Origin of the sequence: Streptomyces sp. NPDC058000 (assembly GCF_042886435.1) — a bacterium.
In the GTDB taxonomy this organism is placed as follows: Bacteria; Actinomycetota; Actinomycetes; order Streptomycetales; family Streptomycetaceae; genus Streptomyces.
This window is the reverse complement of record NZ_JBHVQS010000001.1, coordinates 485,523-501,784: the sequence shown is the minus strand read 5'-3', so window position 1 is coordinate 501,784 and position 16,262 is coordinate 485,523. Positions and strand designations below refer to the sequence as shown.

Sequence of the window (16,262 nt, the reverse complement as noted above, 5' to 3'; positions counted from 1 at the left end):
CCGTCAGCCGCCGGTCGCCCCGCCCAGGGGCGAGCCGGCAGTGGTGCCGGGGGTGCCGCCGGTGTTCGTACCACCGTTGGTGGTCCCGCCGTTGGTGGTGCCACCGTCCGTGGTGCCACCGTTGTTGGTGCCGCCGTTGGTGGTGCCACCGTCCGTCGTTCCGCCGGTGGTGGTGCCGCCGTTGGTCGTGCCACCGTGGGTCGTCCCGCCGGTGGTGCTGGTCGGCGGCTCCGAGCTCGGCGGCGCGGACGACGGCGGGGTGCTGGGCTGGCGGCTCGGCCGGTGGGTGTAGGTGTTCCCGCCGCCGCTGGTGCCGCCCGGGTAGGTCTCCGGGGTGGTCTGCTCGTCCGTCGGCGGCTCGGTGGTCTGGTCCGACTGCGACGGCTGCGGGGACTGGGTGACCGGCGTCGTGGGCGTGTGCCCGCCACTCTTGGTGTTCTGCACCGCGAAGGCCACGCCCACCGCGATGGCGATCAGCGCGAGGACCGCGATCAGCCAGATCTTTCCGCGGCCGCCCTTGGCCTGGCGGTACCCGCCCTCGAAACCGCCGTCGTCGTCCCGCATCCCGGGCGTCAGGATCGGCTGCGCCGTGGTCCTGCCGGAGTCGGCGTGGGACAGCGCGGTGGTCTCGGCGGCCCCGCCGCGGAGGGCCATGGTGTGACCGCCGTCGGGCATCGCGACCGGGCCGGTGTTCCAGGTGCCGGTGTGGCCGCCCTGCTCGTGCAGCATCTGCAACGAGTACTGGACCAGGCCGCGCATCTCCTCGGCGCTCTGGAAACGGTCGTCGGGGTCCTTGGCCAGCGACCGCATGACCAGGCCGTCCAGCTCCGGCGGCACCGCGTCGGCGACCTGGGAGGGTGCCACCGGCATGTCCTGGACGTGCTGGTAGACGACCGAGAGCGGGGTCTCACCGGTGAACGGCGGCCGCTGCGCGAGGAGTTCGTACAGCAGGCAGCCGGTGGCGTAGAGGTCGGAGCGGGTGTCGACGGTCTTGCCGAGCGCCTGCTCCGGGGAGAGGTACTGCGGGGTGCCCATGACCATGCCGGTCTGGGTCATGGTCGACTGCGCCCCGTGCAGGGCCCGGGCGATGCCGAAGTCCATCACCTTCACGGCGCCGCTGTTGGTGATGATCACGTTCGCGGGCTTGATGTCACGGTGCACGATGCCGTGCTGGTGGCTGTAGGCCAGCGCCTCCAGCACCCCGGAGACGATGATCAGCGCCTGGTCCGGCGGCGGCGCATCGGCGTTGAGCAGCAGGTCGCGGATGGTGTGGCCCTCGACCAGCTCCATCACGATGTACGGCACGGTGCTGCCGCCGACGAAGTCCTCGCCGGAGTCGTACACGGCGACGACCGCGTGGTGGTTCAGTCCGGCCACGGACTGTGCCTCGCGCGTGAAGCGGGCCTTGGACACCGGGTCCTCGGCGAGGTCGGCACGCAGCAGCTTCACGGCGACGGTACGGCCCAGGCGTACGTCCTCGGCCGCGAACACCTCCGCCATGCCGCCGCGGCCCAGCCGGTGCGTCAGCCGGTAGCGGCCGTCGCCGACCAGCCCGCCGTTACCCCACAGCTCCGGTGCGTCCGAGACGTTGGGGCCGGTGGCGTCAGGATCGGACGGCCCTTGGGGGCGCTGCGTCGGTGCCATCGGTCCTCGCCGTCGAATCGATCCGCATTACAGCGGTAAGGTCTCGGTCTTCGCTAGAGCACGCTACAGGTTCCGCGGCACCCACCGGTCCGTCGTGGACCGGCCATCAAACCCTTCGCATCCCAAGTGTGGCAAGTTCACCAGGGATGACCGGAAGCCTGAAACCCCTCGTGATCGTGCCCGGATCTTGCACATCTGGTCACGGAACGGGCACACAGCTTGACGTGTCCGCGGCCTGGGGCAGACTTGGCTGCGGAATTCCAGATTTTGATCGCTAGACATACGGGCAGTGCGCCTAGGGGGAAGCAGGACGATGAGCCAGGACGGCGCTCAAGGCCAATTCGAGGGCCGTTCGGTCGGCGGTGGACGTTACCAGCTTCGTGATCTTCTCGGCGCCGGTGGCATGGCCTCCGTACACCTCGCCTACGACAGCGTGCTGGACCGCGAGGTCGCGATCAAGACCCTGCACACCGAACTCGGCCGCGAGCAGGCGTTCCGCGAGCGCTTCCGGCGCGAGGCGCAGTCAGTGGCGAAGCTCACGCACACCAACATCGTCTCGGTCTTCGACTCCGGCGAGGACGAGCTCGACGGCGGCATGGTGCCGTACATCATCATGGAGTACGTCTCCGGCCAGCCGCTGCGTTCCGTGCTGGACGGCGACATCGCCCAGCACGGCGCGATGCCGACGGAAAAGGCGCTGAAAATCACCGCCGACGTGCTCGCCGCCCTGGAGGCGAGCCACGAGATGAGCCTGGTCCACCGGGACATCAAGCCGGGCAACGTCATGATGACCAAGCGCAATGTCGTCAAGGTCATGGACTTCGGTATCGCCCGCGCCATGCAGTCCGGCGTGACCTCGATGACGCAGACCGGCATGGTCGTGGGCACTCCGCAGTACCTCTCGCCCGAGCAGGCGCTGGGCCGCGCCGTGGACGCCCGCTCCGACCTGTACTCGGTCGGCATCATGCTCTTCGAGCTGCTGACCGGTCAGCTGCCGTTCGACGCGGACTCGCCGCTGGCCATCGCCTACGCCCACGTCCAGGAAGAGCCGCCGGTCCCGTCGAGCATCAACCGCTCGCTGCCGCCGGCGGTGGACGCGCTGGTGGCCCGGGCGTTGAAGAAGAACCCCAACGAACGGTTCCCCACCGCCGAGGCGATGCGGGACGAGTGCCTGCGGATCGCCGGCTCCGGGCAGTCCGGGGCGACGCCGCTGATCATCAGCGAGGGACCGCGGGCCCGCACCAGCGGCGCTTCGGTGTCCTCCGCGGTGTTCCCCACCGCCGCCGGCAACCCGCACACGCCGGTGCCGCCGAGCGTCCAGCAGCCGTACCAGCCGACGCAGGCCGCTTTCGGCCCGTCGACACCGCCGCCGGTGAACAACGCCTACCCGACGCCCGCACCGGCCCCGACGCCCGCACCGTTCGCCGGCGGCTTCCAGGCCCCGCCGCCGCCGTTCCCCGGTCCGCCCCCGCCGGTGACGGGCTCGATGCCGCCGGCGCGCCCCCGGAAGAACAACAGTGGGGTGATCATTGTTTCGGCGGTGGTGGGCGTGGTCGTGGTCACCGCGATAGCGGTCGGCATCGGCCTGAGCGCCGGTTCCAGTGACAGCGGCGGCAGCACGGACAACCCGACGTCCGCGTACTCGTACTCGTACTCCCCGTCGCCCACCAGCAGCGTCCGCCCCGAGGACAAGACGGCGACGGTCCAGACCACCGAGTGCACCAACCCGACGCCGAGCTACGCGCAGAAGGGCAAGATCCTCTTCCCCTCGTTCAAGTACAAGAACCTGGAGTCGGTCGAGGAGTGCATCAAGGCCGCCGGCTGGAAGTACAAGGTGGTCAAGGAAGAGAACGACGGGCTCTGGGGCAAGAACACCGTCACGGACCAGACCCCGGCGGGCATCAGCTACTGGGACCCCCGCAGCAACGACACCATCGAGCTGACCATCTCGACGGGTCGCAGCAGCTGACGGCAGCGACACCCTGACAGCGGAGGGGCCGGCACGCGAGCTGCGTGCCGGCCCCTCCGGCTGTTGTGGGCCCCGGGCGCGGGGATCAGAGGTACGGGCCCGAGCGGGCGCCGCCGCTGCCGGGCTGCTCCTGGTGGCCTTCCGCCGCGATACCGGGCGGCAGTGCACGGCGCATCTGCTCAAGTTGGGCGCGGGCGGCCATCTGCTGGGCGAAGAGCGCAGTCTGAATGCCGTGGAAGAGGCCCTCCAACCAGCCGACCAGCTGGGCCTGGGCGATCCGCAGCTCGGCCTCGGTCGGCACCGACTCGTCGGTGAAGGGCAGCGAGAGCCGCTCCAGCTCCTCGACCAGCTCGGGTGCCAGTCCGTCCTCCAGCTCCTTGACCGAGCTGGCGTGGATCTCCTTGAGGCGCACCCGGCTCGCCTCGTCGAGGGGAGCGGCCTTCACCTCTTCCAGCAGCTGCTTGATCATGCTGCCGATGCGCATGACCTTCGCAGGCTGCTCGACCATGTCCGTCACCGGAATCTCACGGGGCTCCTGGCCCTCGTCCCCGCCACCGAAGCCGGCGCTGCCGAGCGCCATGCCGTCCGGGCCGACGACCAAGACGTGCTGGTTCTCCTGCGACCGTTCGTTCATCGGCATATCCATGCCGCCATTCTCTCGTACGACAGATGTAGAACGGTGGTGCCCCTGGCAGAAAGTGATCCACCCTTCCTGCCACGGCGGATTGCCGTCGGGTAGGCATCGGCTTTCGCTCCGCCCCTTCACCGTACGTTTCACGTGAAACCACGGAGCGTGAAACCACGAGGCGCGGACCGTTTCACGTGAAACACGCTCCGTCGTTTCACGTGAAACAGGGCCTCAGCGGCGCCGCAGCCGGAGTCCGAGGAAGGCGAGCCCCAAGCCCGTGAGCGCCATCCCGGCGCCCATCGGCAGAACCCGTTCGACCCGGGCCCCCGGGGCATCGAGCGCGTACGGGCTTGCTGCCGGTTCCGGACCGGCCACGGCGTTGTCCGGGGCCGGTGCCGGGGCCGGGGCAGGTGACGACGCCGGCCGGTCGGGAGTCGGGGCGGGTGCGCCGGCGAGGTCGCGTGGACGCGAAGGGGGCCGCGGTGGCTCATCGGTCGCGAGGGGGCTGGGGGCCGATGAGGCCGCGGGAGCGCGGTGGTGCGGCGCCGGCGTGGGCCGGCTGGGCGGCCGCTGTACGGGGGCAGGGGCGGGGCCTGGGGCGCTAGGAGGGTCGGACGGCTCGGACGGCTCGGGCACATCCACGTCCACGTCCGCGTCCGCGGAGTCGTCCAGGGCACCGTCGCCGAGGTCCGGAGCGGGGTCCGGGCTCCAGGGGAAGCCGGGGCCGAACGGGTGATGCCGGTGGTGTTGCCGCAGCCCGTGGATGAACGGCCCGCCGAGGTGGTGCGGGAAGCCCGGCAAGGTGCCGGAGAGGCCCAGGAAGGTGTCCGGGAGGTCCCGGAAGTCGTCGGCGCTGGGAAAGTCCGACAGGTCCAGGGTGCCGGGGCGGCCGGGGTACAGCTCCCCCAGACGCTCTCCGGTCAGCAGGGGATCCGCCGCGAAGTCGTCCAGCGGCTCATCGGGACGGGCGGCCGGGCTGGCCTGCTGGTCCGCGGCCAGCGCGGGGCCGGCTGTCATCAGGGAGACGGGCAGGGCGGCGGCGACCACCAAAAGACTTGAGGCAATGCGCGTACGGAATCCTGGAGCGACCACGGTGCCCCTCCCGTGCCGAGCCGTCGAGTGACGTGCCCAGCGTCACACAGCGGGTAGACCGCGGCATCTCGGGCAGATCGGCCGGGTGACCTGCCGACACGGGGAGGGGCGAGGGGCGCTCGGGGCCCCGAAGGCCATGGGCCGGCCGGCTCAGACCGTCAGGACGACCTTGCCCACGTGGCTGCCGGAATCCAGGATGCGGTGCGCCTCGGCGGCCTCCGCCATCGGCAGGGCCTGATCGACGATCGGGCGGACCTGGCCGTTGCCGATCAGCGGCCAGACGTGTTCCCGGACGGCCGCGACGATGGCCGACTTCTCGCTGACCGGACGGGCCCGCAGACCCGTGCCGGTGATCGCGGCGCGTTTGGAGATCAGCGCGGCGAGGTTGAGCTCTGCCTTCACCCCGCCCTGCAGCCCGATGATCGCCAGCCGGCCGGCGACCGCCAGCGCCTTGACGTTCCGCTGGAGGTACTTGGCGCCGATGATGTCGAGGATGACGTCCGCACCCTTGCCGTCGGTGGCCTTGCGGATCTCCTGGACGAAGTCCTGCTCGCGGTAGTCGATGAGGATGTCGGCGCCCAACTCGGCGCAGCGGGCCAGCTTTTCGGGACCACCCGCGGTGACCGCCACCCGCGCCCCGACCGCCTTGGCGAGCTGGATCGCCATGGTGCCGATACCGCTGGCACCGCCGTGGACCAGCAGGGTCTCACCGGGCCGCAGGTGCGCGATCATGAAGACGTTCGACCAGACGGTGCAGGCGACTTCGGGGAGCGCGGCGGCCGTGACGAGGTCGACGCCGGGCGGCAGCGGCAGCACCTGACCGGCCGGGACGGCGACCTTCTCGGCGTACCCGCCGCCCGACAACAGCGCGCACACCTCGTCGCCGACCGCCCAGCCGTGCACGCCGGGGCCGATCGCCGCGATCCGCCCCGAGCACTCCAGACCGGGGTACGGGGAGGCGCCGGGCGGCGGGTCGTAGAAGCCCTGGCGCTGGAGCAGGTCGGCGCGGTTCACGGCGCTGGCCGCGACCTCGATCAGGACCTCGCCCTCGGCGGGCTGCGGATCGGGCACTTCGGCCCAGACGAGGGCTTCGGGGCCACCGGGCTCGGGGATAGTGATCGCTCGCATGGGCGCGAGGCTACTCGCCGACCGGCCACGGGGCGAAAGGGCGGGGCGCGGTCCCGCTACAGGTCACGGCCCCGGCTCCGGTCCCCGGCGCCCCGTCCCACGGTCCGTCACTCGTCCGCCGGACGCATGGGGGAGACCGCGGTGCCGGGCAACGTCGGCTTGGCGGACGGCTTCCCGGGGACGGCGGGCTCCTCCGCCGGGGCGGCACGCACGATGGTGATCAGACGGTCCGCGGTCTGTAGCGGGCTCGCCTCCGGGTCGTCGTACCCCAGGAGCCGGTGCCCGCGCAGGACGGAAACCACCAGGTCGCCGGTCTCCCGGACGGACTTGCCGACCTCGGCCTTGACCACCGGCCGCTCCACCAGGTCCAGGCCGCTGCCCTGCTGGATCAGGTCCTCCATGACGGCGCCCGCGCTGGGGCTGTGCACCGAGAGCCCCAGCAGCCGGCCGGCCGCACTGGCCGAGGTGATCACCGCGTCGGCACCGGACTGCCGCAGCAGCGGCGCGTTCTCCTCCTCGCGCACCGCGGCGACGATGTTGGCGCGCTTGTTGAGCTGACGGGCGGTCAACGAGACCAGGACTGCGGTGTCATCGCGCTGGGTGGCGATGACGATCTGGTGCGCGCGCTGGATCTCGGCCCGCAGCAGGACGTCGCTGCGCGTCGCATCGCCGACCACGCCCGCGAACCCTTCGGACACCGCCGATTCGATGACCTTGCTGCTGGGGTCGACGATGACGACCCGGTCCCGCGACAGGCCCGTGGCACACAGGGTCTGGACGGCGGACCGGCCCTTCGTTCCGAAGCCGACGATGACGGTGTGGTCGCGCAAGGCGTTTCTCCAGCATTTTGGCGAAAGTGACCTGAGCCCGTGGACAACGAGCTTGCGCAGCCGGCTGGTTGGCGCGCTCTCAAAGGGCAGAACCAGGCCGGTCCGGTCCGTCTGTCGTTCGAGAACGACGAGGGGTCCGCCGCTGCTGAGAACGACGGTACCGAGAACGCCGAGCCCAAGCCCGCCTTCCGTCCCGTGACCGGGCGCGACATCAAGAGCCGCGATGAGCAGGAGAAGGACAACCGGTCGTTCGTGGAGTCCCGGGCCTGGCCGGGCCGCGGCCTGGCGGACGGTGCCCGCACACCAGCACGCGCACCGAGTACCCCCAGAGGACAACCGCTTTACAGGGCTGGGACGTTGTGGCTGGCGCCGGTTGCCTCCGGTGCCCAGGGAGCCGGGCGCGTCACAGCTCTCGGAGCCAACGATTCGACCACTCGGGGGTGGGGGCGTGCACGAAGCCGTAGCGTCGGCCGAGTGACTTGCCGCCGGCCGGGGTTCCCATGTTCGACTCGATCCGCTTGAACCCTACGTCGCGCAGCATGCGGAAAACCCGCTCCAGAAAGGTGTCGACTATCTCCCGCCGGGTGTCGCGATCGACTTCCGGAACGACGAAGAACCAGCCGAGGTCAGTGGCCTCCTGGCCTTCTTTCCGTTCCGTCGGGATGCAGAAGAAACCGCCCACCAACTGCCCTGCGTCGTCGAGCGCCACCAGGTGCTTGACGCCGTGGCCCAGCCCACCCTCGATCGCGGAGAGTGTGAAGTCCACGGGGTTGTCGACCGTGTACCCGTCATCGTTGAACTGCGAGTCGTGAAACGTATGGCGCAGTGTCGACTCGATGTCGTCCCATCGGGCCTTCATGAAGTGCTCGTCCACGAGCCTGATCTCCATTACGCGCCTCCGTCCAAGTCGAACAGCTCGTGTGTACCGACGAGCTGTCGGCCACGGGGTACCTCGTCCACAATGACAACGCGTGAGGCCGCCCGCGATCAGGCATCCGCCGAACGGCTGACCCGCCGGACCACCGACACAGACTGCGCGGGCACAGGTCGCCCCGTCGGGACCCCGCTCGTGCACCCCGTGCGGTATCGGACGGCATGCCGGTACCGACTCCCCTGAATCTCGCCGGCCGGGAAGCCCGAACCACCGGGAGAGCCAGGGGCCCGCGGTGGACAGCAAGACGACGACGCCCACGGGCAGCACGACGAGTCGACACCAGGGGCGCGGTGATCGGCCATCCGGCACAAAGGCAGCCGGGATCCCCGAGGATTGCGGTATGCAGCACGCACCCACAGCGCAAGCCGGACACGAGGGGCCGACCCGATGAAGGACGAGGAGCCGCCGCGTCCGGACATCGGAAAGGTCTCCATCCTCCGTTCCCTCTGGTCGCGTTCACGCACCCAGGCCGAGGAGGACGCCGAAGACGGCCGGTCCATCGTCATGCCCGTGCAAGGCGTGCGGCCGCCGCTTCAACAAGTCCTCCGCCGACTTGTCATGGCCCTCGTGGTGCTGGCACTCACGACGTTCATCGTGTGGATCGACCGCGCGGGGTACCACGACAACGCCGGCGGCACCGTTGGGCTCCTCGACTCGGCGTACTACGCGACCGTGACCCTTTCGACCACGGGTTACGGGGACATCACCCCGGTCAGCGATGGTGCGCGACTGGCCAACATCTTCGTCATCACCCCGCTGCGCGTGCTGTTCCTGATCATCTTGGTCGGCACCACGCTGGAGGTGCTGACCGAACGCACCCGGCACCAGGTACGGGTTCATCGCTGGCGGTCGCGCATGCGGGATCACGTCGTTGTCATCGGGTACGGCACGAAGGGCCGGCATGCCGTCCGGACGTTGGTGGGCCAGGGCGTCTCGAAGCAGAGGATCGTTGTGGTCGATCCCAAGAAGCAGACGGTGGACGCCGCGAGCAATGACGGCCTGGTGGGCGTCGTCGGGGACGCGACTCGTTCCGACGCGCTGCGCAGGGCCGAGCTGCACCGGGCCTCGAAGGTGGTCGTCGCCACCCACCGAGACGAGACCGCCGCCTTGGTGACGCTTACCGCGCGCCAGCTCAACAAGCACGCCTCCATCGTGGTGGCCGTCAGGGAGGACGAGAACCTTCCCCTGCTGAAGCAGAGCGGAGCCGACGCCGTCATCACGAGTTCCAGCTCTGCGGGCCGGCTGCTCGGTGTGGCGATGGCCAGCCCCAGCGCGGGTGCGGTCCTGGAACGCCTGATGACCTACGGCAGCGGCCTGGACCTCACCGAACGTCCGGTGACGAAATCCGAGGCGGGGCGGTCTCCCCGCGAGTGCGGTGATCTGGTCGTGGCCGTCCTGCGAGGGGGCAGGATGCTGGACTACACCGAGCCGGAAGCCGCGAAGCTCCAGGTCACGGACCGGATCATCACCATTCAGCGAGCAGCGGCCGACGAACCGGAAGCCTGACGCTCGTGGTCCGTTCGGCGAAGTGCCGACTCCGGCGCGACGGTGGCGTAGGAGAAGCAGTCGAGCAGGTCGAGCGGGCCCCGGTGTTGTGGTGGTACCGCTCGCGGTCGATCCAGGCGATGAAGGCCGTCGCGACGAGCACCGGCAGGGCCATCAGCAGCCGGCGGGCGACCTGCCGTATCGGTGCCTGCGGGGTGCGACGGGGCACTACACCCGGTGGGAACGGGCCTCGGGAACCTCGCGTGCCACGGCGTCATGGGACGGCAGCTTCACGCGGCGCCTCCGGTGGGGGCCGTGGGGTCGTAGGAGGTGTCGGGTGCCGGCCAACCCGCCGACCAGCCCGCCGGCCAGGGCAGTTCGAGGAGCTCGACCTCGGTGCCGCGCTCCGCGCCGCCCGGCGGGACGACGGCCATCGCGTCGGCGGCGGCGATCCCGCGCAGCATCGCGGGCCCGTGGAAGTGCAGCGGCGCGGCCACCAGCCCGTGCCGGTCGTCGTCGCGGTAGGCCACCGGGACGAGCCGGGTGTCCCCCGGATGGCCGTGGACGGCCGCGGCCAGCGGCACCCGGTACGGCGCGGCGGGACGGCGGGCGGCGAGCGTGCGGAGCAGGGGTTCGGCGAGGGTGAGCAGACCGGACACCGCGGCCAGCGGATTGCCCGGGAGGCCGACGAGGTGCCGGCCCGGTGCGAGGCGGGCCAGCAGCATGGGATGGCCGGGGCGCACCGCCACGCCGTCCACCAGGAGCTCCGCGCCGAGCCGTCGGAGGGTGGGGTGCACGTGGTCGACGGGGCCCGACGCGGTGCCGCCGGTGGTGATGACCAGGTCGGCGGTGGACCCGGCGAGGGCGTCGTGCAGCGCGTCGGCGTCATCGCCGAGGTGCCGCGGGGGCGCCGCCGCGGCGCCCAGGGCGCACAGCCAAGGCACCAGCATCGGGCCGAGCGCATCGCGGATCCGGCCGCCCTCGGGCAGTCCGCTGCGCAGCAGCTCGTCGCCGAGGACGAGCACGTCGACGCGGGGCCGGGGGTGGACGGAGAGCGCGTCGTAGCCGGCCGCCGCGGCCAGGCCGAGGACCGCGGGGGTCACCAGCGTGCCGGCGGGCAGGAGTCGGTCACCGCACCGGCACTCCTGGCCGCGCGGGCGGATGTCCTGGCCCGGCGGCACCGGTCGCGGCGCGTACAGCCGTGCCCGGCCGTCGGGGAGTTCGAGGACCTCGCCGTGCTCGCTGCGCAGCACCGCGGTGGCACCGGCCGGGATGCGGCCACCGGTGGCGATGGGGAGCGCATGGCCGTCGGGGAGCGCCGCGGTGGTGGCGTGGCCGGCGAGGATGCCGGTGTCCGGACCGGTCCCGGTGTCGTCCGCGGCACGGTCGACACGCCAGGGGCCGGGGCCGGCCACCGCCCAGCCGTCCATCGCCGAAGTGTCGAACGACGGCAGGTCGGTGAGGGCCGTGAGGGGAGCGGCGAGCGTGCGGCCGAGCGCGTCGGCGAGCCCGGCCGTACCGGGCCCGGGGGGCTCGTGCACCGCGTGTTCGGCGATGCCCCGGGCGGTGCGCCAGGGCGTGGCGGGAGGGCCGGAGGACCGCTTGCCGGGGCGGGCGGACGCGGTGCCCTGCCCGCCACCGGGGGCGGCGGGGCGGTCCGGGTCGGCGGGGCCGGGCCCGGGGGCACCGCCGGTCGGGGGCGGCCCCGCGCAGCCGGCGGCGTGCGCACCGGTCGCGGCACCCACGGGCGCGCCTGGTGGGTCGGCGATCCCGGACCGCCGCCGGGCCGACCCGGTGTCATTGGCCAGTGCGAGCGCGTCGGCGAACTCGTCGGCGAACGGGTCGCCGCGCTCCCCGTCGGTCATTCCGCGGGCTTCGCTTCGTCGGCCGGGGCGCCGGCGCCGGTCGCCCGTGCCACCGTGGCCTCCTCGGCCGCGGATTCCGCCGCCCAGCGGTCGGCCAGTGCGGCGGCCCGCTGCGCGAGTTCCGCCACGTCGCGGCCCTGCTGACCCGCCGCGTAGCCGACCAGGAAGGTGGTCAGCGGCGCGGCCGGGCGGGCCACGCCGTGTGCCGCGTCCCGCGCGAGGTCGAGGAGTGCCGCCGTGTCGACATCGAGGTCGATGCCCAGTTCGGCCTTGACTGCGGTGATCCATTCGTCCAACACGTGTCCATGCTCCCTGATCCGGGCACGTGCCGTGCCGAGGTCCTCCCAGGTGTCGCAGTCGAAGGACGCCGTGGACGTGGTGTCCGGGACCCGGGCGAGGGCCAGCGCGGAGAGCAGGGGGCGCAGCGGCAGACCGGTCAGGGTGCCGTGGTCGGTCCGCAGTCGGTCCAGTTCGCGGCGCAGCGGGGCGGACCGGTAGGCCGCCACCAACGGCTGGTCCCGCCCTTCCGCATCGCGCAGCAGCGCCCCGTCCCGGGGGAAAGCGCCACCGGCCGTCGCCGCCTTGAGGAGGGCGCGTACGGTCGCGGCCGTCAGGAACGGCAGGTCGGCGGAGAGGACCAGCACCGTGGGGGCGGTGGTGTGGCGCAGTCCGGCGTCGAGCGCGGCGAGCGGACCGCCGCCGGGTGGGTCTTCGAGGGCCTGGGCCACGGGGCGGGCGGTCGGGCGCGCGGGGCCGACGACGACGGTGACCGCGGCGTCGGGGCAGGTGGCCAGGACCCGGTCCAGGAGGGCCCGGCCGCCGACCGGCAGGGCGGGTTTGTCCGCCCCACCGAGCCGTCGGGCCGCCCCTCCGGCCAGCACGATCGCGTCGTAGTCGGTGTGGTCGCTCACCCCTTGAGTATCGCCGGGGGCGGCGCGCTCACACCGCCGGCCGCCGCCCGACCGTCACAGCGCGCGCAGCAGCAGCGCGGGCTGCTCCACGCAGTCGGCCACATAGCGCAGGAAACCGCCCGCGGTGCCGCCGTCGCACACCCGGTGGTCGAAGGTGAACGAGAGCTGGACCACCTGCCGCACCGCCAACTCGCCCTCGTGCACCCAGGGCTTGGCGGCTATCCGGCCGACGCCGAGCATCGCCGCCTCGGGGTGGTTGAGGATCGGGGTGGAGCCGTCGACCCCGAAGACGCCGTAGTTGTTCAGCGTGAACGTGCCGTGGGACAACTCGGCGGGGGACAGCTTTCCGGCCCGCGCGGCGTCGGTGAGCCGGGCGATCTCGGCGGACAGCTGCTCGACCGTGCGGTCCTGGGCGTCCCGGACGACCGGCACCACCAGGCCGCGGTCGGTCTGCGCCGCGAAGCCCAGATGGACGCCGGGCAGCCGGACGATCTCCTGGGCCGTGGTGTCCACGGTGGCGTTGAGCTCGGGGTAGCGGGCGAGCGCGGCCGTGCAGATGCGGGCCAGGAGGGCCAGCAGCGACACCTTGGGGGCGCCGGGGGCGTTCATCGCCCGGCGGGCGGCGAGGAGTTCGGTGGCGTCGGCGTCCACCCAGCACGTCGCGTCCGGGATCTCGCGGCGGCTGCGGCTGAACTTCTCGGCCGCGGCACCGCGCAGACCCTTGAGCGGGATCCGCTCCTCCCCGGGGACGGGCCCGGCCACCGCGGCGCCGGGTCGGACCGGTGCGCCGGCAGCGGCGGGCCGGCGTTCGCTCAGGGACCGGATCGCGGACTCGACGTCCGTGCGGAGGATCAGGCCGTCGCGCCCGGTGCCCCGTACGTCCCGCAGGTCCAGGCAGTGTTCCCGGGCGATGCGGCGCACCAGCGGCGAGATGACGGCCACCGTGCGGGTGCCGTCGGCCTCCGTGGGAGTGGCGGCGTCCGCGGTGACGGTGGGGGCGGGCTCGGCGGGCCGGCGCACGGAGTCCTCCGGTGCGCCCGGCAGGATCCGGCGTCGCCGGGCCGCGGCGCCGCTCGTCCCGTAGCCGACCAGGACGTTTCCCGAACCGGAGTCGGCCGCCTCCGCTCCCTCGGCCTCGGGGGCCGGGGACGCCGGGACGGGGACCGGGTCCGGCGCACCGGCGGCGCCGGGGCCCGACCCGCCGCCGACGAGGTCGTCCGGCACCGCGCCGACCGCGACCGTCACCAGGGGTGCGCCCACCGGGACTTCGGCGCCCTCCGCACCGAAGCGGGCGGTGACCACCCCGCCGTACGGGCAGGGCACCTCGACCATCGCCTTGGCGGTCTCGACCTCCACCACCGGCTGGTCGACGGCCACCACCTCACCGACCTCGACCAGCCACTGCACGATCACCGCCTCGGTGAGGCCCTCCCCCAGGTCGGGCAGGGTGAACTCGCGCACCACGGCCATCACGCACCACGTCCTTCGGTCCAGCGCGACTCCCACTGGAGGCGGGCGACGGTGTCCAGGATCCGGTCCACGCCGGGGAGGTGATGGCGCTCCATCATGGGCGGCGGATAGGGGATGTCGAAGCCGGCGACGCGCAGCACCGGCGCCTCCAGGTGGTGGAAGCAGCGCTCGGTGATCCGCGCGGCGATCTCGCCACCGGGGCCGCCGAACCCACCCGACTCGTGGACGACCACGGCACGACCGGTGCGCCGTACCGACGCGCAGACCGTGTCGTCGTCGAACGGCACCAGGCTGCGCAGATCGACGACTTCCAGGTCCCAGCCCTCGGCGCGGGCGGCCTCGGCGGCCTCCAGGCAGACGGGCAGGGACGGGCCGTACGTGAGGAGCGTGGCGCTGCTGCCGCGGCGGCGGATCTCGGCGCGGCCCAGGGGGGCGACCGGGGTGGGCGCCTCCGCTGACCAGTCGGCCTTGGTCCAGTAGAGCCGCTTGGGTTCGAGGAAGACGACCGGGTCGTCGGAGGCGATGGAGGCGCGCAGCAGTCCGTAGGCGTCCTCGACGGTCGCGGGGGTGACGACCTGGAGGCCGGGGGTGGCGAGGTAGTACGCCTCGGAGGAGTCGCTGTGGTGCTCGACGCCGCCGATTCCGCCGCCGTAGGGGATGCGGATGGTCAGCGGCATGGCGACGGCGCCGCGGGTGCGGTTGCGCATCCGGGCGACGTGGCTGACCAGTTGCTCGAACGCCGGGTAGGCGAACGCGTCGAACTGCATCTCCACAACCGGCCGCAGCCCGTACATGGCCATGCCGACGGCGGCGCCCAGGATGCCGGCCTCGGCGAGCGGGGTGTCGCTGCAGCGGTCCTCGCCGAACTCCTTGGTCAGGCCGTCGGTGACCCGGAAGACGCCGCCCAGCGCGCCGACGTCCTCGCCCATCACGTGGACGGCGGGGTCATCGGCCATGGCGTCGCGCAGCGCGCGGGTGAGTGCCTGCGCCATGGTGGCCGGTTTGCGCGCGGTCGGCGCGGCGGTGGTCGTCATGGCCTGGCCTCCTGGGCGGGCGTCGCGGTGCCCGTGGCGGTCCCGGGCTGTCCTTCGGCCTCGGCGTCCAGCTCGGCGCGCAACTGGGCGGCCTGGGAACGCAGTTGGCTGGTCTGCCGGGTGAAAACGTGGTCGAACAGGTCCATCGGGTCCAGCTGCGGGTCGGTGTGCATCCGCTCCCGGAGGTCGGCGGCGAGTCGTTCGGCGCCGTCCCGGGCGGCGGTGGCGAACTCGTCGCCGAGCAGGTCGCGGTCGGCCAGCTCGCGCTCCAGCAGGGCTATCGGATCGTGGGCCCGCCAGGTCTCGACCTCCGCCTCGGTGCGGTAGCGGGTGGCGTCATCGGCGTTGGTGTGGGCGTCGACGCGGTAGGTGATGGCCTCGACGAGGGTGGGGCCACCGCCTTCACGGGCCCGCCGCACCGCGCCGCTGAGCACCTCGTGCATGGCGGGGGCGTCGTTGCCGTCCACCAGGCGGCCGGGCATGCCGTAGCCGACCGCCTTGTGGGCGAGGGTCGGCGCGGCGGTCTGCTTGGCGAGCGGCACGGAGATCGCGAAGCCGTTGTTCTGCACGAGGAAGACGACCGGTGCCTGCCAGACGGCGGCGAAATTGAGTGCCTCGTGGAAGTCGCCCTCGCTCGTGCCGCCGTCGCCGACCATTGCCAGCGCGACCACCTCGTCGCCCTTGAGGCGGGCGGCGTGCGCCAGGCCCACGGCGTGCGGGAGCTGGGTGGCGAGCGGGGTGCACAGGGGGGCGATGCGGTGCTCGTACGGGTCGTAACCGGTGTGCCAGTCGCCCCGTAGGAGGGTCAGGGCCTGTACGGGATCGAGGCCGCGGGCGACGGCGGCGAGGGTGTCGCGGTAGCTGGGGAAGAGCCAGTCCTGCTCCTGGAGGGCGAGTGCCGCGGCTACCTGGCAGGCTTCCTGGCCCGTGGACGAGGGGTAGACCGCCAGCCGGCCCTGCCGGGTGAGGGCGGTGGCTTGGGTGTTGTACCGGCGGCCGCGGACCAGCTCGACGTAGAGCCGCTTCAGCAGTCCGGGGTCGAGCCGGCGGGCGGCGTCCGTGCCCAGTAGGCGGTACGGCTCGGCGTCGGGCAGGAGGGGCGCGGGATCGACGCGCGGCCGCCAGGCGGGCGGCGGGCTGGCAAGGCCACTGGTGTGCCTGCTGCTGCCGGGCTGCTCAAGGACCGTCATGACGGGCACCTCCTCGTCATCGAAGGGGTGGCGCGATGCGCCTCATGGGGTGGTGGGCGGGCCGGGGTACCTCCCAGCGGTC

The 16,262-nt window shown here is 72.6% G+C and carries 12 protein-coding genes and 1 pseudogene; 2 read left to right on the top strand and 11 right to left on the bottom strand.

The genetic code is table 11. The features are described from left to right. Positions 1-3 precede the first annotated feature (3 nt). Positions 4-1,644 (bottom strand): protein kinase, encoded by a 1,641-nt coding sequence (locus ACFVT2_RS02370; RefSeq protein WP_390011032.1) that lies wholly within the window; start codon positions 1,642-1,644, stop codon positions 4-6. 313 nt (positions 1,645-1,957) lie between these two features. Here ACFVT2_RS02370 and ACFVT2_RS02365 point away from each other — a divergent pair, with 313 nt between their 5' ends. After that, positions 1,958-3,613 (top strand): protein kinase, encoded by a 1,656-nt coding sequence (locus tag ACFVT2_RS02365; protein WP_390011030.1) that lies wholly within the window; start codon positions 1,958-1,960, stop codon positions 3,611-3,613. Between the two features lie 85 nt (positions 3,614-3,698). Here the strand turns inward: ACFVT2_RS02365 and ACFVT2_RS02360 are convergent, their stop codons facing one another. The 5 genes and pseudogenes from ACFVT2_RS02360 to ACFVT2_RS02340 all read right to left on the bottom strand — a co-directional run bounded on the left by ACFVT2_RS02360 (position 3,699) and on the right by ACFVT2_RS02340 (position 8,165). Next, positions 3,699-4,259, bottom strand: coding sequence for a bacterial proteasome activator family protein (locus ACFVT2_RS02360; protein ID WP_390011028.1), 561 nt, complete (start codon positions 4,257-4,259; stop codon positions 3,699-3,701). A 213-nt stretch (positions 4,260-4,472) separates the two neighbouring features. After that, positions 4,473-5,288 (bottom strand): hypothetical protein, encoded by an 816-nt coding sequence (locus ACFVT2_RS02355; RefSeq protein WP_390011026.1) that lies wholly within the window; start codon positions 5,286-5,288, stop codon positions 4,473-4,475. A 195-nt stretch (positions 5,289-5,483) separates the two neighbouring features. Beyond that, positions 5,484-6,461 (bottom strand): NAD(P)H-quinone oxidoreductase, encoded by a 978-nt coding sequence (locus tag ACFVT2_RS02350; RefSeq protein WP_390011025.1) that lies wholly within the window; start codon positions 6,459-6,461, stop codon positions 5,484-5,486. Between the two features lie 107 nt (positions 6,462-6,568). Next, a pseudogene (locus ACFVT2_RS02345) lies at positions 6,569-7,309 on the bottom strand (potassium channel family protein); the annotation flags it as partial. 385 nt (positions 7,310-7,694) lie between these two features. Further along, complete coding sequence (locus tag ACFVT2_RS02340) at positions 7,695-8,165, bottom strand: hypothetical protein (RefSeq protein WP_390011024.1); 471 nt, start codon at positions 8,163-8,165, stop codon at positions 7,695-7,697. Positions 8,166-8,729: 564 nt separating this feature from the next. On the opposite strand from ACFVT2_RS02340, the gene ACFVT2_RS02335 reads away from it, so the two are divergent. Beyond that, complete coding sequence (locus ACFVT2_RS02335) at positions 8,730-9,731, top strand: potassium channel family protein (protein ID WP_390011235.1); 1,002 nt, start codon at positions 8,730-8,732, stop codon at positions 9,729-9,731. Positions 9,732-10,000: 269 nt separating this feature from the next. Here ACFVT2_RS02335 and ACFVT2_RS02330 read toward each other — a convergent pair whose 3' ends face one another. The 5 genes from ACFVT2_RS02330 to pdhA are packed head-to-tail and all read right to left on the bottom strand — an operon-like array spanning position 10,001 to position 16,180. After that, positions 10,001-11,575, bottom strand: a complete 1,575-nt coding sequence (locus tag ACFVT2_RS02330; RefSeq protein ID WP_390011022.1) for a molybdopterin molybdotransferase MoeA — start codon at positions 11,573-11,575, stop codon at positions 10,001-10,003. Further along, a complete protein-coding gene (locus tag ACFVT2_RS02325; protein WP_390011020.1) occupies positions 11,572-12,486 on the bottom strand; it encodes an NTP transferase domain-containing protein in 915 nt (304 codons plus the stop codon). Before ACFVT2_RS02325 ends, ACFVT2_RS02330 begins: the two co-directional genes overlap by 4 nt. Before the next feature lie 54 nt (positions 12,487-12,540). Then, positions 12,541-13,956: a dihydrolipoamide acetyltransferase family protein gene (locus ACFVT2_RS02320; protein WP_390011018.1), complete on the bottom strand. Its 1,416-nt coding sequence runs from the start codon at positions 13,954-13,956 to the stop codon at positions 12,541-12,543. Next, positions 13,956-14,990: an alpha-ketoacid dehydrogenase subunit beta gene (locus ACFVT2_RS02315; RefSeq protein WP_390011016.1), complete on the bottom strand. Its 1,035-nt coding sequence runs from the start codon at positions 14,988-14,990 to the stop codon at positions 13,956-13,958. The genes ACFVT2_RS02320 and ACFVT2_RS02315 overlap by 1 nt, the downstream gene beginning before the upstream one ends. Then, positions 14,987-16,180, bottom strand: coding sequence for a pyruvate dehydrogenase (acetyl-transferring) E1 component subunit alpha (pdhA, locus tag ACFVT2_RS02310; RefSeq protein ID WP_390011014.1), 1,194 nt, complete (start codon positions 16,178-16,180; stop codon positions 14,987-14,989). The genes ACFVT2_RS02315 and pdhA overlap by 4 nt, the downstream gene beginning before the upstream one ends. Between the last annotated feature and the right edge of the window lie 82 nt (positions 16,181-16,262).